The 20,509-nt window shown below is 71.6% G+C and carries 18 protein-coding genes and 1 pseudogene; 7 read left to right on the forward strand and 12 right to left on the reverse strand.

Annotated elements, in window-relative coordinates; all coding sequences use genetic code 11:
- Positions 1-2: 2 nt before the first annotated feature.
- The 4 genes from OHB00_RS48165 to OHB00_RS48180 all read right to left on the reverse strand — a co-directional run bounded on the left by OHB00_RS48165 (position 3) and on the right by OHB00_RS48180 (position 5,495).
- The gene (locus tag OHB00_RS48165; RefSeq protein ID WP_406445006.1) at positions 3-1,358 is read right to left on the reverse strand and encodes a maltokinase N-terminal cap-like domain-containing protein; all 1,356 of its coding nucleotides are present in this window, start codon (positions 1,356-1,358) and stop codon (positions 3-5) included.
- 31 nt (positions 1,359-1,389) lie between these two features.
- The gene (gene treS / locus OHB00_RS48170) at positions 1,390-3,108 is read right to left on the reverse strand and encodes a maltose alpha-D-glucosyltransferase (protein WP_406445008.1); all 1,719 of its coding nucleotides are present in this window, start codon (positions 3,106-3,108) and stop codon (positions 1,390-1,392) included.
- Complete coding sequence (locus tag OHB00_RS48175) at positions 3,105-5,090, reverse strand: maltotransferase domain-containing protein (protein ID WP_406445009.1); 1,986 nt, start codon at positions 5,088-5,090, stop codon at positions 3,105-3,107. Before OHB00_RS48175 ends, treS begins: the two co-directional genes overlap by 4 nt.
- A 102-nt stretch (positions 5,091-5,192) precedes the next feature.
- Positions 5,193-5,495: a DUF5133 domain-containing protein gene (locus OHB00_RS48180; RefSeq protein WP_406445011.1), complete on the reverse strand. Its 303-nt coding sequence runs from the start codon at positions 5,493-5,495 to the stop codon at positions 5,193-5,195.
- A gap of 305 nt (positions 5,496-5,800) precedes the next feature.
- On the opposite strand from OHB00_RS48180, the gene OHB00_RS48185 reads away from it, so the two are divergent.
- Positions 5,801-6,304 carry a pep a2 gene (locus OHB00_RS48185; protein ID WP_406445013.1) on the forward strand — a complete coding sequence of 168 codons (504 nt, stop codon included), beginning with the start codon at positions 5,801-5,803 and terminating at the stop codon, positions 6,302-6,304.
- A 23-nt stretch (positions 6,305-6,327) separates the two neighbouring features.
- Positions 6,328-8,436 carry a glycogen debranching protein GlgX gene (gene glgX / locus OHB00_RS48190; protein ID WP_406446321.1) on the forward strand — a complete coding sequence of 703 codons (2,109 nt, stop codon included), beginning with the start codon at positions 6,328-6,330 and terminating at the stop codon, positions 8,434-8,436.
- A 134-nt stretch (positions 8,437-8,570) separates the two neighbouring features.
- Here glgX and OHB00_RS48195 read toward each other — a convergent pair whose 3' ends face one another.
- On the reverse strand, positions 8,571-9,386 hold the full coding sequence (locus OHB00_RS48195; protein WP_406445015.1) for a VOC family protein: 816 nt from the start codon (positions 9,384-9,386) through the stop codon (positions 8,571-8,573).
- A gap of 159 nt (positions 9,387-9,545) precedes the next feature.
- Here OHB00_RS48195 and OHB00_RS48200 point away from each other — a divergent pair.
- Positions 9,546-9,781: pseudogene (locus OHB00_RS48200) on the forward strand (ANTAR domain-containing protein).
- A gap of 2 nt (positions 9,782-9,783) precedes the next feature.
- On the opposite strand, the gene OHB00_RS48205 reads toward OHB00_RS48200, so the two are convergent.
- Positions 9,784-10,575 carry an RNA polymerase sigma factor SigF gene (locus tag OHB00_RS48205; RefSeq protein WP_406445016.1) on the reverse strand — a complete coding sequence of 264 codons (792 nt, stop codon included), beginning with the start codon at positions 10,573-10,575 and terminating at the stop codon, positions 9,784-9,786.
- 278 nt (positions 10,576-10,853) lie between these two features.
- Here OHB00_RS48205 and OHB00_RS48210 point away from each other — a divergent pair, with 278 nt between their 5' ends.
- The 4 genes from OHB00_RS48210 to OHB00_RS48225 all read left to right on the forward strand — a co-directional run bounded on the left by OHB00_RS48210 (position 10,854) and on the right by OHB00_RS48225 (position 13,679).
- Positions 10,854-11,309: a MarR family winged helix-turn-helix transcriptional regulator gene (locus OHB00_RS48210; RefSeq protein ID WP_406445018.1), complete on the forward strand. Its 456-nt coding sequence runs from the start codon at positions 10,854-10,856 to the stop codon at positions 11,307-11,309.
- On the forward strand, positions 11,306-12,139 hold the full coding sequence (locus OHB00_RS48215; protein WP_406445020.1) for an ABC transporter ATP-binding protein: 834 nt from the start codon (positions 11,306-11,308) through the stop codon (positions 12,137-12,139). The genes OHB00_RS48210 and OHB00_RS48215 overlap by 4 nt, the downstream gene beginning before the upstream one ends.
- Entirely contained in the window at positions 12,099-12,950 is an 852-nt protein-coding gene (locus tag OHB00_RS48220) for an ABC transporter permease (RefSeq protein ID WP_406445022.1), read from the forward strand. The genes OHB00_RS48215 and OHB00_RS48220 overlap by 41 nt, the downstream gene beginning before the upstream one ends.
- Positions 12,951-13,148: 198 nt before the next feature.
- Entirely contained in the window at positions 13,149-13,679 is a 531-nt protein-coding gene (locus OHB00_RS48225; RefSeq protein WP_406445023.1) for a hypothetical protein, read from the forward strand.
- 125 nt (positions 13,680-13,804) lie between these two features.
- Here OHB00_RS48225 and hemC read toward each other — a convergent pair whose 3' ends face one another.
- The 6 genes from hemC to OHB00_RS48255 form a co-directional block, all read right to left on the reverse strand.
- Positions 13,805-14,740, reverse strand: coding sequence for a hydroxymethylbilane synthase (hemC, locus tag OHB00_RS48230; RefSeq protein ID WP_406445025.1), 936 nt, complete (start codon positions 14,738-14,740; stop codon positions 13,805-13,807).
- A 57-nt stretch (positions 14,741-14,797) separates the two neighbouring features.
- Positions 14,798-15,232: a hypothetical protein gene (locus OHB00_RS48235; protein WP_406445027.1), complete on the reverse strand. Its 435-nt coding sequence runs from the start codon at positions 15,230-15,232 to the stop codon at positions 14,798-14,800.
- A 591-nt stretch (positions 15,233-15,823) separates the two neighbouring features.
- The gene (locus OHB00_RS48240) at positions 15,824-16,780 is read right to left on the reverse strand and encodes an ATP-dependent DNA ligase (protein ID WP_406446323.1); all 957 of its coding nucleotides are present in this window, start codon (positions 16,778-16,780) and stop codon (positions 15,824-15,826) included.
- A 93-nt stretch (positions 16,781-16,873) separates the two neighbouring features.
- A complete protein-coding gene (locus OHB00_RS48245; protein WP_406445029.1) occupies positions 16,874-17,560 on the reverse strand; it encodes a response regulator in 687 nt (228 codons plus the stop codon).
- Positions 17,557-18,768 (reverse strand): sensor histidine kinase, encoded by a 1,212-nt coding sequence (locus OHB00_RS48250; RefSeq protein WP_406445031.1) that lies wholly within the window; start codon positions 18,766-18,768, stop codon positions 17,557-17,559. The genes OHB00_RS48245 and OHB00_RS48250 overlap by 4 nt, the downstream gene beginning before the upstream one ends.
- Positions 18,769-18,873: 105 nt before the next feature.
- On the reverse strand, positions 18,874-20,346 hold the full coding sequence (locus OHB00_RS48255) for an MFS transporter (RefSeq protein WP_406445032.1): 1,473 nt from the start codon (positions 20,344-20,346) through the stop codon (positions 18,874-18,876).
- Positions 20,347-20,509: the final 163 nt, after the last annotated feature.

Consider the following 20,509-nt stretch of genomic DNA (forward strand, 5'->3'; position numbering starts at 1 on the left):
CGTCAGCCTCTCCAGCGGGCGAGCCGCTCGATCGCGGCCATCGGAACCGGAAGCCAGGCCGGCCGGTGCCGGGCCTCGTACACCACCTCGTACACCGCGCGGTCCGTCTCATGGGCGCGCAGCAGCGCGTGCTTCTTGCGCGGGTCCCAGCCGGCCCGGGCAGCGTAACCCGCGCAGTACGCCTCCCGGCAGCGGCGGGCCCACTCCGGCCGCCAGGGGCGGCGCTGCCGGGCCGCGTAGTCGAAGGACCGCAGCATCCCGGCGACGTCCCGCACCGGCGACTCGGTGCTGCGCCGCTCGGCGAGCGGCCGGGACGGCTCGCCCTCGAAGTCGATGACGAACCATTCGTGGTCCGCCCGCAGCACCTGCCCCAGATGGAGATCGCCGTGGATCCGCTGGGCGAGCGGCCCGGCGTCACAGGTGGCCAGTGTGTCGAAGGCGCCCATCAGCCCGGACACGAACGGCCGCAGCGCCGGCACCGCGTGCGCGGCCGCGTGCAGCCGCGCCGACATCGCCTCGGCCGTGCGGCTGTGGTCGTCGTGGACGGCGGACGGGAAGGCGGCGGCGAGCGCGAGGTGCACATCGGCGGTGGCCCGGCCCAGCTCGTGCGCCTCGATGGTGAAGTCGTCCCCGGCGGCGAGCGCGCGCAGGGCGAGGGTCCAGCCGTCGGCCGCGTCCGGCAGGAAGGGCTGCAGCACGCCGAGCGTCGCCGGGCTCGGCTCGGTGGTGCGGAACCAGGCCACCGGCGCCGGCACCCGCGCGCAGCCCTGCGCGGCCAGCGCGCCGGGCACCTCCAGATCCGGGTTGACGCCGGGCTGGATGCGCCGGAACACCTTCAGGATGTAGGAGTCGCCGTACACCAGGGAGGAGTTGGACTGCTCGGCGTCCAGCAGCCGCGGCGCGAGTCCGCCGGGTATCCGGGCCTGTGGAGCCGTCTCGAAGCGCAGCGGTCCCGCCGTCCCGGGTATCCGCAGCCGCTCCAGGAGCAGTTCGGCGGCGCGCGGGTCGTGCAGGGCGTCGTAGACCGCGAGCCCGGCCAGCGGGCCTTCCTCGGCCCGGCCTATGTAGGCCCGCTCCAGCCTGGGCGCGCGGTGTTCGCGGACGCCCAGCAGCAGCTGGTAGCAGTCCCCGGACGGGGCGGCGCCCCCGCCGGGCGAGTGGTCCGCGTGGACCAGCAGGTGCAGGCAGCCGGGGAAGAGTTCGGTCAGGGACAGCACGGACAGCTCCGTGACGGGCCGGTCCTTGCCCGCGAACCAGCGCTGCCGGGGCAGCCAGTCGCGCAGCAGGCCGCCCAGCGAGACCAGCGGCCGGTCCAGGCCTGCCGTCGTGCTCCCGGGCGGGTCAACGGTCTTCGTCATGGTGACGCGTCCTTTCCTCGGCTCCGCACGCTCAGCGCCGACGGCCGATGCGGGAGTCGACTCGGGAGAGCCGGAACCAGTAGAAGCCGTGTCCCGCGAGGGTGAGCAGATACGGCAGTTCACCGATGGCGGGGAAGCGCACCGAGCCGATCAGCTCGACCGGATGCCGGCCGTCGTAGGCCCGCAGATCGAGTTCGGTGGGCTGCGCGAACCGGGAGAAGTTGTGCACGCAGAGGACCAGGTCGTCCTCGTACTCCCGCAGGAACGCGAGGACCGCCGGGTTGGAGGACTGGAGTTCCGTGAACGAGCCGAGTCCGAAGGCGGGGTTCTGCTTGCGGATCTCGATCATCCGGCGGGTCCAGTGCAGCAGGGAGGACGGCGAGGACATGGAGGCCTCGACGTTGGTGACCTGGTAGCCGTGGACGGGGTCCATGATGGTCGGCAGGTAGAGGCGTCCGGGGTCGCAGGAGGAGAATCCGGCGTTGCGGTCGGGGGTCCACTGCATGGGGGTGCGGACGGCGTCCCGGTCGCCGAGCCAGATGTTGTCGCCCATGCCGATCTCGTCGCCGTAGTAGAGGATCGGCGAGCCGGGCAGGGAGAGCAGCAGTGCGGTGAACAGCTCGATCTGGTTGCGGTCGTTGTCCAGGAGGGGGGCGAGGCGGCGGCGGATGCCGATGTTGGCGCGCATACGCGGGTCTTTCGCGTACTCGGCCCACATGTAGTCGCGTTCCTCGTCGGTGACCATTTCGAGGGTCAGTTCGTCGTGGTTGCGCAGGAAGATGCCCCACTGGCAGCCGGAGGGGATGGCGGGGGTCTTGGCGAGGATCTCCGAGACGGGGTAGCGGGATTCCCGGCGTACGGCCATGAAGATCCGCGGCATGACGGGGAAGTGGAACGCCATGTGGCATTCGTCGCCCCCCTTCTCGTAGTCGCCGAAGTAGTCGACGACGTCCTCCGGCCACTGGTTCGCCTCCGCCAGCAGCACGGTGTCCGGGAACATGGCGTCGATCTCGCGGCGCACCCGCCGCAGGAACTCGTGGGTGGGCGGCAGGTTCTCGCAGTTGGTGCCTTCCTCCGCGTACAGATACGGCACCGCGTCCAGCCGGAAGCCGTCGATGCCCAGGTCCAGCCAGAACCGGAGCGCCGCCAGCACCTCCTCCTGCACCGCCGGGTTCTCGTAGTTGAGGTCGGGCTGGTGCGAGAAGAACCGGTGGAAGTAGTACTGGCCGCGCACGGGGTCGTAGGTCCAGTTGGAGACCTCGGTGTCGACGAAGATGATCCGCGCGTCCTGGTACTGCTTGTCGTCGTCAGCCCACATGTAGAAGTCCCCGTACGGCCCGTCCGGGTTCTTCCGGGACTCCTGGAACCACGGGTGCTGGTCGCTGGTGTGGTTGACGACGAAGTCGATGATGACGCGCATGCCGCGCTGGTGGGCGGCGTCGACGAACTCCACGAAGTCGGCGAGGTCACCGAACTCGGGGAGTACGGCGGTGTAGTCGGAGACGTCGTAACCGCCGTCCCGGAGCGGGGACTTGAAGAAGGGCGGCAGCCAGAGGCAGTCGACGCCGAGCCACTGCAGATAGTCGAGCTTGGCGGTCAGGCCCTTGAGGTCGCCGATGCCGTCGCCGTCGCTGTCCTGGAACGAGCGGACCAGGACCTCGTAGAAGACGGCGCGTTTGAACCAGTCCGGGTCCCGGTCCTTCGCCGGTGTGTCCTCGAAGGTGTCCGGGACGGGTTCGTTGACAGTCATGACGCGCTGGGCCCTCCGTTCGCTGGTGTCGGCCGCCCTACCTGGAGTACATGCGCCGGCGTCCGGCCAGGGGTGAGGCGCACGTAGTTGGTCCTGCCCCATGAGTAGGTCTCACCCGTGAGTTCGTCCTGCACGGACAGGACGGCGTTCCAGTCCAGGCCGAGTTGCGGCATGTCCAACGAGACCGTGGCCTCCTGGGTGTGGTGCGGATCGAGGTTGACGACCACCACGACCGTGTCCGGCCCGGTGCGCTTGCTGTACGCGATGACGGAGTCGTTGTCCGTGTGGTGGAAGCGCAGGTTGCGCAGGTGCCGCAGTGCGGGGTGGCGGCGCCGGACGGTGTTGAGGCGGGTGATGAGGGGTGCGATGCCGTCGGTGTCGGCGAGGGTCCAGTCGCGGGGTTTGAGCTGGTACTTCTCGGAGTCGAGGTATTCCTCGCTGCCTTCTTTGAGGGGGGTGTTCTCGCAGAGTTCGTAGCCGCTGTAGATGCCCCAGGTGGGGGAGAGGGTGGCGGCGAGCACGGCCCGGGCCTCGAAGGCGGGGCGGTGGCCGTGCTGGAGGTAGGCGTGCAGGATGTCGGGGGTGTTGGCGAAGAAGTTGGGCCGCATGTAGGCGGCGGACTCGCCGGAGAGTTCGGTGAGGTAGTCGGTGAGTTCCTGTTTGCTGGTGCGCCAGGTGAAGTAGGTGTAGGACTGCTGGAAGCCGATCTGGGCGAGGGTGCGCATCATCGCGGGGCGGGTGAAGGCCTCGGCGAGGAAGATCACGTCGGGGTCGGTGCGGTTGATGTCCGCGATGACCCGTTCCCAGAAGACCACCGGTTTGGTGTGCGGGTTGTCGACGCGGAAGATCCGTACTCCGCAGTCCATCCAGTGCCGCAGCACCCGGACGGTCTCGGCGATCAGCCCTGGCATGTCGGCGTCGAAGGCGACGGGGTAGATGTCCTGGTACTTCTTGGGCGGGTTCTCGGCGTAGGCGATGGTGCCGTCGGGCCGGTGGTGGAACCAGTCGGGATGCTTCTGCACCCAGGGGTGGTCGGGGGAGCACTGCAGTGCGAAGTCCAGGGCGATCTCCAGGCCGTGGCGGCCGGCCTCGGCCACGAACCACTGGAAGTCCTCGATCGTGCCCAGGTCCGGGTGGACGGCGTCGTGCCCGCCTTCGGGTGAGCCGATCGCCCAGGGCACCCCGACGTCGTCCGGTGCGGGGTCCAGGGTGTTGTTGCGGCCCTTGCGGAAGGTGGTGCCGATGGGGTGGATCGGGGGGAGGTAGACGACGTCGAAGCCCATCTCGGCGATCTTCGGCAGGCGGCGGGCGGCTGTCCGGAACGTGCCGTGGGGCCGTTCGGGTGTGCCCTCGGAGCGGGGGAAGAACTCGTACCAGGAGCCGTACAGGGCCCGTTCGCGCTCGACGAGCAGCGGCAGCGGCTCGGAGACGGTCACCAGCTCCCGCAGCGGATGGCGGGCCAGCACCTCGTCCACCTCGGGAGCGAGGGCGTTGGCGAGCCGTCTGTGCACGGGGAGGGAGTCGTCGCCCAGAGCCCGGGCCGCGGCCAGCACCCGCTCACGGTCCGGGCCTGCGGGGACTCCGGCGGCCGCCCGCTCGTACAACTCGGCGCCCTCCTCCAGGACCAGGCCCGTGTCGATGCCCGCCGGGATCTTCACCCGGGCGTGCTGCCGCCAGGTGACGAGCGGGGCGCTCCAGGCCTCCACGTGATACGTCCAGTGACCCGTCGTGTCCGGGGTGACCTCGGCGCCCCAGCGGTCGGTGCCGGCGACCAGTTCCCGCATCGGCGTCCAGGGGCCGGGCCGGCCGTCGGGATCGCACAGCACCACATTGGCGCCGACGGCGTCATGACCCTCCCGGAAGACGGTGGCGGTGACCTGGAAGGTCTCACCGGACACCGCCTTCGCCGGCCGTCGGCCGCACTCCACGGCCGGCCGGACGTCACGCACCGGAACGCGGCCGATGGCCTCAGTCGCCTTCATGGGTCTCACCTCCGCCGTGCGCGGAGCCGGGCCCGGGGCCCGGCTCCGCGGTCCGTAGTGTGCCGGAAGACCGTTGTCCTCCCGCGGGGTCCGCCTGCGGGATCACTGCCTCGCAGAACGCCGGTCCGGGGGCGGTCCCTGCCCGACCGCCTCGGTCAGCCGGGGCCGCCCGCTCTGTTCCCGCTGTTCTCGCACGTAGGTGACGAGGCTGGTGCGCAGATAGCGCTCGGCCGCGTCCACCGCCTCCCGGGCGCAGCGCTTGCCCATCAGCACGCACAGCGTGTAGCCCGAGTCCTCGAAGGTGGACCGCACCTCGCGGTCCTGCGGCGAGGCGAGCATGACGCGCTCCCACGCCCGGTAGCGCCGCAGCTGCCGGGCCACCTCGGCCTTCGCGGGTAGCAGCATGGCCGTGTCTTTCCTTCCGACGCTCTCGAATGGGCACGTGTCCCCGGGGTCGGGGGAGCGTCCGGGCAGGGAAGGGCACGGAGCCGTTACGGCGAATCGAGGCTTTCACTCATGGTGCATGGATGATGACCGAGCGTCTTGTTGGATCTTCAACCACCTCATGTGTCTCTCGTGTTGCACGAATGGCGTAGCGCCCGCACAGTGAAGGTGACTCAGGAGCGACCAGCGCTCACGCTGCGCGTCCGGAACGACTTCCGGAACGGGTGAGGGGGAGCGGGAGCTTCGCGGGTGAGGAGCTAGCGACAATGAAGACCGCAGTGCCCTGCTACTACCACCTCGACGTGGAGGTCAGCCCGGAACGGGTGGGACAGGTCAGCCGCATACTGGCCGCCCATCTGCGTTACTGGGATCTCGACAACCTCGTGGAACCCGTCTGCCGCGGTGCCGAACTGCTGCTGACCGCCATCGACCAGCACGCGACGGACAAGCACACGTCCATCGAGATGTGGTGGAACGGGCAGCATCTCATCACCGCCGTCGGCGACGACGACCGCGACCTCCGGCCCGACCAGGACCTGCGCCCGTGCCTGGCGCACCTCGCCGCGACCAGCGACGGCTGGGGCTGCTGCGCCTCGGAGACCGGCAGCAAGATCATCTGGTTCTCGCAGCGGGCCCGGTCCGGGGAGCGGGTCCCGCTGGTCCGTACCGGGCCGGCGCCCCGGCTGCGCCGGGTCCTCCGGGTGCCGCGCGAGCTTCCGGTCGCCCAGTTGGCCGCATCCGCGGACGGTGTCCTGGAAGGCGCCCGGTGACGGCGAGGAAGTCCCGTAAGGGGGTGCCCGTGTGGAGCGGGCACCCCTACCCGCTGGGGGCCTCCTTCGACGGGCAGGGCACCAACTTCGCCCTGTTCAGCGAGGTCGCCGAGCGGGTCGACCTGGTTCTGGCGAACGACGCGGGCACCCGGACGACGGTGCCGATGACCGAGGTCGACGGCTTCGTCTGGCACGCCTACCTGCCCGGCGTCGGACCGGGGCAGCGCTACGGCTACCGGGTGACCGGCCCCTGGAACCCCGAACTCGGCCACCGGTGCAATCCGGCGAAGCTGCTTCTGGATCCCTACGCCCGGGCGATCGACGGCCAGATCGACAACCACGCCTCCCTCTACGAGCGCACCCCCGGCGGCCCGTGCCCGGCCGACAGCGCCGGGCACTCCATGCTCGGCGTGGTCACCGACCCCTTCTTCGACTGGGGTGACGACCGTCCGCCCCGGCGGCCGTACTCCGACTCGGTGATCTACGAGGCCCATGTCCGCGGCCTGACCCTCACCCATCCGGAGGTACCCGAACGTCTCCGAGGCAGTTACGCCGGTCTCGCCCACCCCGCGGTCCTCGACCACCTGACCTCGCTCGGGGTCACGGCGGTCGAGCTGATGCCGGTGCACCAGTTCGTGCAGGACGGGGTGCTCAAGGACCGGGGCCTGTCCAACTACTGGGGCTACAACACCATCGGCTACTTCGCCCCGCACAACGCCTACGGCGCCTTCGGCAGCCGGGGCCAGCAGGTCAACGAGTTCAAGGCGATGGTGAAGGCGCTGCACGCGGCCGGGCTCGAAGTGATCCTCGACGTGGTCTACAACCACACCGCCGAGGGCAACGAGATGGGTCCCACCCTGTCCTTCCGGGGCATCGACAACGCCTCCTACTACCGGCTGGTCGACGGGGACTGGGCGCACTACTACGACACCACCGGCACCGGCAACAGCCTGCTGATGCGGCACCCCTACGTGCTGCAGCTGATCATGGACTCGCTGCGGTACTGGGTGACGGAGATGCACGTCGACGGCTTCCGCTTCGACCTCGCGGCAACGCTGGCGAGGCAGTTCCACGAGGTGGACCGCCTTTCGGCGTTCTTCGACCTGATCCAGCAGGACCCGGTGATCAGCAGGGTCAAACTCATCGCCGAGCCGTGGGACGTGGGCGAGGGCGGCTACCAGGTCGGCAACTTCCCGCCGCTGTGGTCGGAGTGGAACGGCAGGTACCGGGACGCCGTACGGGACTTCTGGCGGGCCGAGCCCGGCTCGCTGGGCGAGTTCGCCTCCCGGCTCACCGGCTCCTCCGACCTGTACCAGCACAGCAGGCGGCGGCCGCGGGCCAGCCTCAACTTCGTCACCGCGCACGACGGTTTCACGCTGCGCGACCTGGTGTCGTACAACGACAAGCACAACCAGGCCAACGGTGAGGGCAACCGGGACGGCGAGAGCCACAACCGGTCCTGGAACTGCGGGGCCGAGGGCGAGACCACCGACCCGGCCGTGCTCGAACTGCGGGCCCGCCAGCAGCGCAACTTCCTCGCCACCCTGCTGCTGTCCCAGGGCATCCCCATGCTCAGCCACGGCGACGAACTCGGCCGCACCCAGGGCGGCAACAACAACGCCTACTGCCAGGACAACGAAGTCTCCTGGATCGACTGGGAGCTGACCGAGGAGCAGCGGACGCTCGCCGACTTCACCCGGTACGTCATCGGGCTGCGCGCCGCCCATCCCGTGCTGCGTCGGCGGCGCTTCTTCCGGGGCGAGACCGCCGTGCATCCCGGGCAGCCGCTGCCCGACCTGGTGTGGCTGCTGCCCGACGCCCGCGAGATGACCGACCGGGACTGGCAGCGCGCCGACGCGCACTCGGTCGGCGTCTTCCTCAACGGCGACGCCATCGCCGAACGCGACCCCTACGGGCGGCGCCTGGTCGACGACTCGTTCCTGCTGCTTCTCAACGGCTACTGGGAACCGGTCGACTTCCGGCTGCCCGACGAGTCCTACGGCGAGCGCTGGACGACCCTCATCGACACGGCCGACCCGGAAGGGGTACCGGACGAACGCGAACGCAAGGCGGGCACGAGGCTGCGAGCCGAGGCCCGGAGCCTGATCCTGCTGACGCGGCCGTCGAGGTAGCGCGGGCCGCAAGCGAGTGCGGGTCCGTCGTGGTTGGTCGCGCAGTTCCCCGCGCCCCTGCAGGGGCGCGGGGAACTGCGCGACCAACCCCCAGGCACCCGCACCCGACAACGGTGGCGGCGCCACCGAACGGCTCAGCGCGCCCCGCGGGCCGTCGTCACCGTGAACTGTGCGCCGTCCGGATCCCGCAGGATCGCCTCGGTGTCCTCCTCGTTCAGCACGCTGCCACCGTGTTTCTCCGCGGCCCGCGCGCACTCGGTGACGTCGGCGACCGCGAAGTGGATCTGCCAGTGCGGCCGTACCGACGGATCGGGCGCCGCCTCCACCGCCCCCGAGTCGATGCGGGCCACGGCATCGCCCCGGCTGCGCAGGACGACCTCGCCGCCCTCGTACTCGACCTCGCAGCAGCCCGGCTTGTCGGAGGCCCAGCCGAGGACCTCGCCGTAGAACATCGCGGAGTCGAAGGCGTCGCGGGTGTGCAGGCGGATGAAGGTCGGGGCGGCCCGCCGCCAGGTCTCCCAGTTGGAGACCAGTTCCCCCTCCCAGATCCCGAAGACGGCGCCGTCCCGGTCGGCGATCAGCGCCGCCCGGCCGGGCGGGAAGGACAGCGGCCCCACCGCGGGGGTGCCGCCGCGTTCACGGGCGCGGGACACCGCCTCGTCCGCGTCCGGTACGGCGAAGTACGGCGTCCAGGCCACCGCCATCTGCCACATGGCGGCGACCGCGGCGATGCCCGCCACCGGTACCCCGTCCGCCAGCGCGAACCGGAAGTGGTCGCCGAGCCGGACACTGCGCCATCGCCAGCCGAGCACCGCGCTGTAGAAGTCCTCGGTCGTCTGCAGGTCGCGGCTGGTCAGGCTCACCCAGCACGGGGCACCGAAGACCGAGTGGGTGGAGAGCACCGATCGCTTCTTCTGCGCGGGTCCGGGGTGAGGCGTGTCGTCGTTCATGGCACTCGCGTCCTGGTGTCGGGGCCGGCGGGGGACCGGCCTGCCACCAGTCTCCAACCGGAAGCGGTGGGAATGCCTGCCGAGTACCCCGGTGCCGCACGGCCATACGAGTGACACGAAGAGGTCGAGCAGCTCAAGGAAGCCGGCACCTCCCATGCCGTGGTGGAGCAGGCCGCCGGGATGGTGGTCGCGCTCGGCCGGCTGAGGCCCGACGAGGGCCGGCAGGTGCTGAGGGAGGTCTCCCAGCGCACCGACATCAGACTGCGCGACGTGGCGGACCTGATCCTCGTCCGGGGGCGCACCGGCGACATGCCCGCCCAGATCCGTGCCGAGCTGACGGACGCCCCGAACGGTACGGCCCGACCCGGATCCCCTGCGCACCGCCCACCGGGTGAGCTCAGCCGGCCTCGGCCAGCAGCTCCTCGCGCAGCCGCTCGAAACAGGCGGTGAGCAGGCGGGACACATGCATCTGCGAGATGCCGAGCTGCTCGGCGATCCGGCTCTGCGTCATCCCGCGGAAGAACCGCAGGTAGAGGATGAGCCGGTCGCGCTCAGGCAGGCCCTGGAGGCAGGGTTCCGCGGCCGTGCGGTCGACGATCAGGTCGTAACCGGGGTCCGGACCGCCCAGGATGTCGCCGAGCACATAGCCGTCGCCGCCGGGCACCTCGGCGTCCAGCGACAGCGCCGAGTAGCACTCCAGGGCCTCCATCCCGGCCCGCACCTCGCTCTCGGTGAGCTGGGCCCGCGCGGCGATCTCGGCGACGGTGGGGGCGCGCCCCGGGGTCGTCTGGCCCAGTTCCTTGAGGGCGACCCGGACCCGGTTGCGCAGCTCCTGGACCCGGCGCGGCACGTGCAGGGTCCACATGTGGTCGCGGAAGTGGCGTTTGATCTCGCCGGTGATGGTCGGCACGGCGTAGGCCTCGAAAGCCCGGCCGCGTGCCGGGTCGTAGTGGTCGACGGCCTTCACCAGCCCCAGGGCGGCGACCTGGTAGAGGTCCTCCAGGGTCTCCCCGCGGCCGCGGAACCGTACGGCGATCCGCTCGGCCATCGGCAGCCACAGCTCGACCAGCTGGTCCCGGAGCGCCCGGCGTGCCGGGCCCTCGGGCAGTTCGGCCAGCCGTACGAAGTCCTGGGCCGTGTCCGGGGCGTCGTCGTGCGGATGGGACTTTGGTTTGCACGTGGCACGCATCGCGCGTACCTCCCTCAGCGAGGTGCTGGTGGACGGACACCGTGGGAGGAGCGCGCTCGGACCCGGGGAGGACACGGGGGCGGCAGGCGGAAGACGGCTCCCACGCACGTGCCTCCGGTCCGAAGCACTGAACTGCACATGCCCCGAACAGCCCATAGCGAAACAATTGGGATAAAAAGGTGAGATAGCTTCCATTTATCTGTCGAGTCTCTCTCCGGTTCCTCCCTTTGACCTTCCCTTGAGGGAGATACCTCTGTAGCAGAGGTAATCTTCCAGGTGTGGAATCGGAGACCTTTCCGGAAGAACTCGCCGACGCGCTGCTCGGCATCCAGCGGCTGATCCGCCGCCGGCTGCGCCGCGGACTCACCCGGCCGCGGCTGCGCGGCGCAGAGGTGGAGTTGCTCCGGCTGGTCGAGTCCCGGCCCGGGATCGGCATCTCGGACGCGGCCAAGGAGCTGTACCTGGCGAGCAACTCGGTGTCGACCCTGGTCAACCAGCTCGTCAAGGACGGCTACCTGCGCCGGGAGACCGACCCGGCAGACCGGCGGGCCGCCCGGCTGCTGCTCACCGAGGACGCCGAGAAACGGCTCGCCGACTGGCACCGCCGCCGCGCGGAACTCGTCGCCGGCCACGTCGCCCGGCTGGCCGAGGCGGACCGGGAGGCGCTGCGAGCGGCCCTTCCCGCGCTGCGCAGGCTGGCCGACACCCTGCACGAGGAGGCCGAGGAATCATGACAACGGACCCGGACCCCATCGCAGTCGCCTGCACCGGGCTGTCCTACTCCTTCGGGGACACCAAGGCCGTCGACGGACTCGACCTGAGCGTCGGCGAGGGCGAGGTCTTCGGGCTGCTGGGCCCCAACGGCGCCGGCAAGACCACCGCCATCCGGTGCATCACGACCCTGCTGCCCGTCCCCGCCGGGATGGTCCGCGTCTTCGGCCACGACACCGGCCGGGAGCGGATGGCCGTGCGCAGGCTGCTCGGCTACGTCCCGCAGCAGCTGTCCGCCGACAGCGGGCTCACCGGCCGCGAGAACGTCGAGCTGTTCGCCCGCGTCTTCGACGTCCCCCGGCGCGAGCGGGCCGCGCGGGTCGCCGAGGCGCTGGAGGCCGTCGACCTGGCCGATGCCGCCGACCGGCTCGCCGGCACCTACTCCGGTGGCATGGTCCGCCGCCTCGAACTGGCCCAGGCGCTGGTCAGCGCGCCCCGGCTGCTGATCCTCGACGAGCCGACCATCGGCCTCGACCCGATCGCCCGCACCGGGGTGTGGGACCAGATCAACTCCGTGCGGGCCGCCACCGGCATGACCGTGCTGGTCACCACCCACTACATGGACGAGGCCGACCAGCACTGCGACCGGGTCGGCCTCATGTACCGCGGCCGGATCCGCGCCCTCGGCACCCCCACCGAACTCAGGCGCGGCCTCGCCGAACGGCAGGGCACCGACACCCTGCCCACCCTCGAAGACGTCTTCCGCGACGTGGCCGGCAGCGGCCTCGACGACCAGTCAGGAGGTTTCCGCGATGTCCGAAGCACCCGCCGCACCGCGAACCGTGTCGGCTGAGCGCACGGGCACGTCCCTGCTGCTGACCCCACCCCAGCCGCGCTCCGGCTGGCGGCTGCTGCCCGCCCGGGTCGTCGCCATGTGCGCGGTCGAGCTGCAGAAGCTCCGCCACGACCGCACCGAGCTCTACACCCGCGCGATCCAGCCCGCCCTCTGGCTGCTGATCTTCGGCCAGACCTTCACCCGGATCCGGGCGATACCCACCGGCGGCATCCCCTACATCGACTACCTGGCGCCCGGCATCATCGCCCAGTCCGCGATGTTCATCGCCATCTTCTACGGCATCCAGATCATCTGGGAGCGCGACGCCGGCATCCTCAACAAGCTCCTCGTCACCCCCACCCCGCGCTCGGCCCTCATCACCGGCAAGGCCTTCGCGGCCGGGGTCAAGTCCCTGATCCAGGCCGTGGTGGTGATCGTCATCGCCGCGATCCTCGGCGTCTCCCTCACCTGGAACCCGCTGAAGCTGCTCGGGGTCGGGCTCGCCGTCGTCCTCGCCTCCGCGTTCTTCTCCTGCCTGTCGATGAGCATCGCCGGCATCGTCCTGAGCCGGGACCGGCTGATGGGCATCGGGCAGGCGATCACCATGCCGCTGTTCTTCGGCTCCAACGCCCTCTACCCCGTGGCGATCATGCCGGGCTGGCTGCAGGTGGTCAGCAAGATCAACCCGCTGAGCTACCAGGTCGACGCTCTGCGCGGCCTGCTGCTGGGCACGCCCTCCCACCTCGGCCTCGACTTCGGGGTGCTGGCGGTCGCCGCCGCCCTCGGTGTCACCGCGGCCTCCTCGCTGCTTGGCCGTCTGGCCCGCTGATCCCGCGGCAGGCGGGAGGCACGCCGACGTGATGTGCGGCACGCGCCCGCGACCCGCCCCGGACCCCCGGGGCGGGATAACCGCTGCGCAACGCTTGATCAGCGATCAAAGCGGGCGAACCCCCTGGCCACAGCGCATTCCGCTCATTTGACAGTGCGCTGAGCCCACAGATAAACAGCGGGGGTCGAGAGGGGCACTGTGTACGAGCCGAACGTGGTCGGGGACTGGCACGAGTACGACGAGCATGCCGGTCTGCGGGTCCGCGTCCACCGCCTGGAGGAGTCCGAGCCGCCGCGCGGCCGCGACGACGCCGCGGCCGGGCTGACGTACTTCAGTGTCCGGGTGACCATCGAGAACCGCGGCTCCGGCCACTTCAGCGTGCAACTGGAGGACGGTCAGATCGACGTCCGGGTCGGCCCCGACGGGGAAGGCGCCTTCATCGACTGGCGCAACTCCCAGTTCATCGAGGGCTTCGACGTCTACCCGCTGCGCCGCGCCACCGCCGTCATCTACGCCGCCGGCTCCGAGGCCGCCCTCACCCAGGTGGACATCCAGGTCCAGCTCCGGGTCGACGAGGAGTGGACGGAGCGCCGCCTGTGGGCGGGCGGCATCGGCGTACTGGAGTCGACCACCGCCACGGCCTGCCAGGGCGCCGCCCCCGGCAGCCTGGCCCACCAGGTGACCGCCTTCCTCAAGGACCAGACGGAGCCGGGCCCTACCACTCCCTGAGTGGACAGCGCCCCCGAAGGGGCGCGGGGCGTATCCGATATGCGGCTACCGCCACGCGGCCGCGACCAGCCCCCACGGCGCCGCAGCCGAACGACGGCACGTCCCGGCCCCATCCAGCGGAGTGCCTAGTGGGGGATGCCGTCGATGATCTCGCGGGCGCCCTGGCGGAGCAGGGCCACGGCGACCGAGGTGCCGAGCGTGGCCGGGTCCAGTCGGCCCGCCCATTCGTGGGCGTTCAGCCGCGTCTTGCCGTCCGGGGTGAACACGCAGGCGCGCAGCGACAGCTCACCGCCGCCGTCGACCCGGGCGTAGCCGGCGATCGGGCTGTTGCAGTGCCCCTGCAGCACGTGCAGGAACATCCGCTCGGCGGTGGCCTCCCGGTGGGTGGCCGGGTCACCGAGCCCGCTCACCACGTCGATCAGGTCCGTGTCGCCCTCCCGGCACTGCAGGGCGAGGATGCCCGCGCCGATGGGCGGCATCATCGTCTCCGGGTCCAGCACCTCGCTGATCACGTCCGTACGGCCGATCCGCTCCAGGCCCGCCAGCGCGAGCAGCAGCGCGTCCGCCTCACCGGCGGCGAGCTTGGCCAGGCGCCGGTTGGCGTTGCCCCGGAAGGGCACGCACTCCAGATGCGGGTGGGTGGCAGACAGCTGGGCGACCCGGCGGACCGACGAGGTGCCGATCCGGGTGCCCGGCGGCAGTTGGTCCAGGGTCAGCCCGTCCGGGTGGACGAGGGCGTCGCGGATGTCGTCCCGCTTCAGGAACGCCGCGAACACGGTCCCGGCGGGCAGCGGCCGGTCCGCCGGCACGTCCTTCACGCAGTGCACGGCGAGATCCGCCTCACCGGCCAGCAGCGCGGCGTCCACCTCCTTGGTGAACGCGCCCTTGCCCTCGACCTTGGAGAGATCGCCGAGCCACTTGTCGCCGGTGGTCTTCACCGGTACGACCTCGGTGCGCACCTGCGGACACAGGGCCGCCAACTCGGCCCGGACCCGGGCCACCTGAGCGAGCGCCATCGGTGAGTCACGGGAGACGATACGGATCAACTCGGGGACGGACATGGGGACACGATAGACCTTCCCGCCGCCCGTGGATTCCGACAGCCTGTCGGCCGCCGCTCACGGTGGCGAGCCGGTACCGGCCCCTTCCAGCCGCCAGTCGAAGGGGAACAGACCGGCGTCGGCGCTCGGCACGGACGGGTTCAGCGGGGCCCGCAGCAGGCAGCGATGGCACAGCAGTTCGCGGCGTTCGGCCGGGGTGAGCAGCCCGCCGGCCTCGTCGGCCGCCACCGAGTCGACGTGCTGGTCACCGTCGGCGATGTTGAGACGGTCCGCGCCCGCGAGCCGGACATCGACCCGGAAGGACGTACGCCACTGGGAGTTGGACCCCCAGCCCTGGGACAGGTCCACGGTACGGCGGTGGCGTCTGCGGTGGGCCCAGTACAGCGGGGCGCGGTCGGCCACCCCGCGCTCGGCGTGCCGTACCCCCGCCCGCACCCGGACCCCGGCCCGCGCGAAGACCACCGGGCCCGGCCACAGCCCGGGCCACACCACCCGGTGACCGTGATCGGCTCGTCCGGATCGACCGCCTGCTCGACCTGCATGATCTCGTGCAGAAGGGGGTCGAAGAGCGAAGGCTCCTCGAACGGCGCCATGCCGAGGCGCGTGAGGAGCTCCAGGTACGCGTCCATCGTGAGGCCCGCCCCGGTCCAGGGGTGGTGTCCGGGCGGCTGGAACGCGAGCAACAGGATGTCGCTGACCCGGCTGAGCGCGTACAGCTCCCAGAGCGCCTCCCGGCCGGGCTCGGCGAGGACGGCCGCATGCCGGGCCGCGGTGATCTCGGCCCGGCAGGCGCTCCCGCACCGCTCCAGCCAGGGCTCGACGACGGCACCGCGCACGCCGGGGCCCTCGTGCGCGCACAGCGCCTCGAACAACTGCCGTGCGCCCGGCGGCCGTTCCGTCTCAAGATCCATCACGTCATCATGCCGGGACGGGCCGCCGGGGTCGAACACGATACGGAACGGCCTTGCCCGGCCGGGACAGGCGTGGCAGGCGGTGTCCTCGGGCCGGCTCGGGTGTCCGTATGCCGGAACCGCGGTCCGTACGGCCGTCGAGCCGACCTTGTCGGCACGGCGTCCCGGGCCGTCAGCCCAGGCCCGGAGGCAGGTCCGCGGCCGACTCGTCGGGCGCGAGGTCCGGGCGCAGCCGGAGCCAGGAGGGCTGGCGCAGCAGCCCGGCCCGGGTCCGGGTGCTGTAGCTGACCTCGCCGACCAGCCGGGGCAGCACCCAGCGGGCGCCGGGGACCGGCGGCACCGGGTCGAAGGGGCACGAGCCGGTCGCGGCGGCCCGCAGCAGCGCGGCCAGTTCGGTCCGCTCCGCCGCGCTCCAGCCGGTGCCCACCCCGCCGACGTACCGCAGCCGCCCGTCGGCGGACCGCTGGCCGACCAGCACCGCACCCGGGAGCCCGGTCAGCCGCCCCTTTCCCGGCAGCCAGCCGCCGATGATCACGTCCTCGGCACGCATGTTCCGGATCTTGATCCAGGCGCGGGACCGCACCCCTGGCTCGTAGACCGAGTCCAGGCGTTTGCAGACCAGTCCCTCCAGGCCGTGCTCCCGGGTCGCCCGCAGCGCCTCGGCGCCGTGCCCGACGACCGCCCGCGGCGTCGACCAGTACGCGCCTTCCAGGGACAGCGACTCCAGACAGGTCCGACGGTCCGCGTACGCCGTGGTGAGCAGCGGGTCCGTCAGGAGCAGCACGTCGAACAGGACGAGATGGACCGGAACCCGGGCCGCCATCCGGGCCGCCCGGGCCGGGGCGTGGGCCAGGCCCATCCGGCTCTGCAGCAACTGGAAGTCGGCGCGGCCGTGTTCGTCGACGGCCAGCACCTCGCCGTCCAGGACCGCGGGCGTCCGGCCCAGCGCCTGCGCCAGCGGGCGCAGTTCGGGATAGGCGGCGGTGATCTCCTCGCCGGAACGGGCGCGCAGGAGCAGGCTGCCGTCGCCCGGCAGATAGACGACCACCCGCTGGCCGTCCTGCTTGGTCTCATAGGCCCAGCGGGTGTCCTGCGCGGCGGGCGGCAGCCGGCCGGAGGTGGCGAGCATGGGCGGGATCAGCGGCAGGGCGGTCACCCTGGAGATGTGGACCGGTCACGGCCGCCGCACGCCCTTTGCGGCACCGGTTCCCCCGAACAGGCCTCAGGCGTCCGGCGTCGGCGGCGGGGGCTGCACCAGCCCCGACTGGTAGGCCATCACCACCAGTTGGGCCCGGTCCCGGGCGTCCAGCTTGGTCATCGCCCGGTGGATGTGAGTGCGTACGGTCAGCGGGGAGACGAACAGCTTCCCGGCGATCTCCTCGTTGGAGCTGCCCTCGGCCGCCAGCGCCATGACCTCGCGTTCGCGCGCGGTGAGCACCCGCAGCTGCTCGGGGGCGGCGAGCCGGGCACCCGGCGCGGGCGCGGCCAGGAACCTGGTGATCAGGGTGCGGGTCGCGGTGGGGGAGAGCAGCGCCTCGCCGGCGGCCACCGTGCGGATCCCGGCCAGCAGCGCCTCGGCGGTCACGTCCTTGCCGAGGAAGCCGACGGCCCCCGCCCGCAGGGCCTGTGCCACGTACTCGTCGACCTCGAAGGTGGTCAGGATCAGCACCCGCACGCCGGACAGCTCCGGGTCCGCGCAGACGGCGGCCGTGGCGGCGAGCCCGTCGGTGCCGGGCATCCGGATGTCCATCAGCACGATGTCGGGCCGGTGCTCGCGGGCGCACTCGACCGCCTCGGCGCCGTCGGTGGCCTCGGCGACCACCTCCATGTCGGCGCAGGAGTCGATCAGGATCCGGAAGGTGGCCCGCAGCAGGGCCTGGTCGTCGGCGAGCAGCACGCGGATGGTCATGGCGTCCCTCGTTCTTCCGGTTCGGTGGCGCTGGGGTAGAGCGGCAGCCGGGTGGTGACCTCGTAGCCGCCCCCGTCCCGGTGCCCGGCGGCGAAGGTGCCCCCGACCGACTGGGCCCGCTCGCGCATCCCGATCAGCCCGAATCCGTGTCCGGGGGCGGACGCGGCCGGCGCGGCGGCGGTGCCGTCGTCGGTGACGGTGAGGGTCAGCCGGTCCCGGGCCCAGCCGATCCGGACGTACGCGACCTCGGCCGAGGCGTGTTTGGTGACGTTGGTCAGCGCCTCCTGCACGATCCGGTACGCCGTCAGGTCGACGCCCCCCGTCAGCGGCCGCGGGGTGCCCTCGACGCTGACGTGCACCGTGAGCCCGGCGGACTCGCAGGCCTCGGTGAGCTCCGGCAGCCGGGCCAGACCGGGGCTCGGTGCCAGCGGCAGGTCGGGGTCGCAGGTCTGCCGCAGCAGGCCCACGGTGGCCTTCAGCTCGCGCAGCGCGGCGGCGGTCGTACCGGCGAGATCGCCGAGGATCCGGTGCGCCTGGTCGGGATGGGTGCGCGAGAGGTGGGCCGCCGTCCCGGCCTGGGCGTTGGCCAGCGCCAGATGGTGGGCGACCACGTCGTGCAGCTCGCGCGCGATCCGCATCCGCTCCTCCGCGACCCGGTGCCGGGCTTCCTCCTCCCGGCTCCGCTCCGCGTACTCGGCCCGCGCCTGCACGGCGTCCAGATACGCGCCCTGCAGCCGGACCGCGTTGCCGGCGACGACCGGAAGCAGCAGCCAGGCGGCCGGGCTGATCGTCTTGAGCGGCCAGGGAATGCCCACCGGGTCGAAGGCCGTCCCGACGGCCACCACCAGGGCGAGCCCGCCGAAGTAAAAGCGGCGGGCGGTGGTCCGGTCGGTGTCGACCGCCAGCCGGTACAGCGCCAGCATCAGCCCGCCCAGCAGCAGCGGGGTGGGCAGATGCCCGAGCCCGGCGGCGGCCGCCGTGGCCGCCGCGCTGACCGCGACGACCGTGCGCGGCCGGGCGCGCTGCCAGAGCAGGGAACCGCAGCCGACGGCGGCGAGGGCGATGGTGAGCCCGACGGCGTGCGGCTGGTCCTCGGCGCTCATGGTGATCTCGCTGCCGAACAGGAACGCGGCGAACAGCAGCACCGCCGCCATGGTGTCGACGGTGCGGGTGTGTTCCTCGGCGTAGCGGTGCCAGGGGGTGCTCATCGGTCGCTCCGGTCGGTCCCTGTGACCATGGTCCGTGACACGGCGGGCGGGCCGCCCACCGAAGGCACGGCCCGCCCACCGCCGCTCATCGTCCGTGTCCGCGGCTCAGCGCACGGCCTGCGCCGCGGGCTCGGCCGGGGCCGAAGCGGGTTCCGGGTCCGCCGGGCGACGGCCGGGCAGGAAGGAGGCGAGGACGAAGGCCAGGACGGCCGCGCCCGCACCGATCGCCATGACCACCTTGAAACCGTTCTCGGAGGGCAGGGTGGTGCCGCCGAGGCTGATGGTCAGCTGGGCCAGGATGACACCGGCGACGGCGCTGGCCACCGACGTGCCGATGGACCGCATCAGCGTGTTGAGGCTGTTCGCGGCGGCCGTCTCCGACGCCGGGACCGCGCCCATGATCAGCGCGGGCATCGCGCCGTACGCGCAGCCGACGCCGGCGCCGATGATGCAGGAGACCAGGATCAGGTGCCAGACCTGGGACATCAGCACGATGTTGAGGCCGTAGCCCGCGGCGACGATCACCGCGCCGATCATCAGGGTGATCTTCGGCCCCTTGGCCTTGGTGATGGCGGCCGAGAGCGGCGCGAAGCCCATCATGACCAGACCCTGCGGGGCCATCACCAGACCGACCGTCAGCATCGACTTGCCGAGGCCGTAGCCCGTCTGGGTCGGCAGCTGGAGCAGCTGGGGGAGCACCAGGGACATCGCGAACATCGAGAAGCCGAACGCGATCGAGGCGAGGTTGGTGAACAGCACCTGACGGCGGACCGTGGTGCGCAGGTCGACCAGCGGCTGGACGGTGCGCAGTTCGAAGAAGCCCCAGGCGAGCAGCACGACGACCGAGAGCGCGAACAGGCCGAGCGTGGTGCCGCTCGCCCAGCCCCAGTCGGCGCCCTTGGAGACGGCGAGCAGCAGCGAGATCAGGCCGACCGCGAGGCCCACCGCGCCGACCGCGTCGAAGCGGCCGCCCGAGCGCACCTTGGACTCCGGGACCAGCAGCATGACCAGCGCGAACGCGACGACGCCGAGGGCGGCCGAGGTCCAGAACAGCACATGCCAGTCGTAGTGGTCCGCGATGAACGCCGCGGCCGGCAGGCCGAGCGCGCCACCGACGCCCAGCGAGGCACTCATCAGGGCCGTCGAGCCCGCGAGGCGCTCCGGCGGCAGCTCGTCGCGCATGATGCTGATGCCCAGCGGGACCACGGCGGCCGCGAGACCCTGCAGGGCCCGGCCGACGATCATCGGGACCAGCGAGTCGCTCAGCGCGGCCACCACCGAGCCGGACACCAGCAGCACCAGGCTGACCAGCAGCATCAGCCGCTTGCCGAACATGTCACCGAGACGGCCGGCCACCGGGGTGGCCACGGCGGCGGCCAGCAGCGTCGCCGTCACCGCCCAGGCCGCGTTGGACGCGGAGGCGTTGAGGTACTTCGGCAGCTCCGGGACGATCGGGATCACCAGGGTCTGCATCAGCGAGACGGTGATACCGGACAGGGCCAGGACCGCCACCACCGCGTTCGGGTTCGGTTGTGCCGTTCTCGTGGACCCGGCGGACTGGGCAGGGGCTTCGGACATGGAACTGGGCCTCCGTAGGAAGGACATGGAGCGACTGGCGATTGTTTAAGTCAGTCGCTTGATTTACTTTACTGGTGAGGTGTTACCGCACTGAGCGGCCCTGCCGCGTAGGCTTCTTCGGCTGGACCTCGCCGCTTCGGGCGGGGCCCCGGTACGGCTCGCG

It is taken from the genome of Streptomyces sp. NBC_00631 (assembly GCF_045206895.1).
GTDB lineage: Bacteria > Actinomycetota > Actinomycetes > Streptomycetales > Streptomycetaceae > Streptomyces.

Bases quoted from the DNA above. Each gene is read 5' to 3' on its own strand.
- OHB00_RS48205 (WP_406445016.1), bottom strand. From the start codon at position 10,575: ATGCGTGCCACGTGCAAACCAAAGTCCCATCCGCACGACGACGCCCCG.
- OHB00_RS48255 (WP_406445032.1), bottom strand. From the start codon at position 20,346: ATGTCCGAAGCCCCTGCCCAGTCCGCCGGGTCCACGAGAACGGCACAA.
- OHB00_RS48185 (WP_406445013.1), top strand. From the start codon at position 5,801: ATGAAGACCGCAGTGCCCTGCTACTACCACCTCGACGTGGAGGTCAGC.
- treS (WP_406445008.1), bottom strand. From the start codon at position 3,108: ATGACTGTCAACGAACCCGTCCCGGACACCTTCGAGGACACACCGGCG.
- OHB00_RS48245 (WP_406445029.1), bottom strand. From the start codon at position 17,560: ATGACCATCCGCGTGCTGCTCGCCGACGACCAGGCCCTGCTGCGGGCC.
- OHB00_RS48195 (WP_406445015.1), bottom strand. From the start codon at position 9,386: ATGAACGACGACACGCCTCACCCCGGACCCGCGCAGAAGAAGCGATCG.
- OHB00_RS48180 (WP_406445011.1), bottom strand. From the start codon at position 5,495: ATGCTGCTACCCGCGAAGGCCGAGGTGGCCCGGCAGCTGCGGCGCTAC.
- OHB00_RS48250 (WP_406445031.1), bottom strand. From the start codon at position 18,768: ATGAGCACCCCCTGGCACCGCTACGCCGAGGAACACACCCGCACCGTC.
- OHB00_RS48240 (WP_406446323.1), bottom strand. From the start codon at position 16,780: ATGCTCGCCACCTCCGGCCGGCTGCCGCCCGCCGCGCAGGACACCCGC.
- hemC (WP_406445025.1), bottom strand. From the start codon at position 14,740: ATGTCCGTCCCCGAGTTGATCCGTATCGTCTCCCGTGACTCACCGATG.
- OHB00_RS48215 (WP_406445020.1), top strand. From the start codon at position 11,306: ATGACAACGGACCCGGACCCCATCGCAGTCGCCTGCACCGGGCTGTCC.
- OHB00_RS48165 (WP_406445006.1), bottom strand. From the start codon at position 1,358: ATGACGAAGACCGTTGACCCGCCCGGGAGCACGACGGCAGGCCTGGAC.
- OHB00_RS48220 (WP_406445022.1), top strand. From the start codon at position 12,099: ATGTCCGAAGCACCCGCCGCACCGCGAACCGTGTCGGCTGAGCGCACG.
- OHB00_RS48175 (WP_406445009.1), bottom strand. From the start codon at position 5,090: ATGAAGGCGACTGAGGCCATCGGCCGCGTTCCGGTGCGTGACGTCCGG.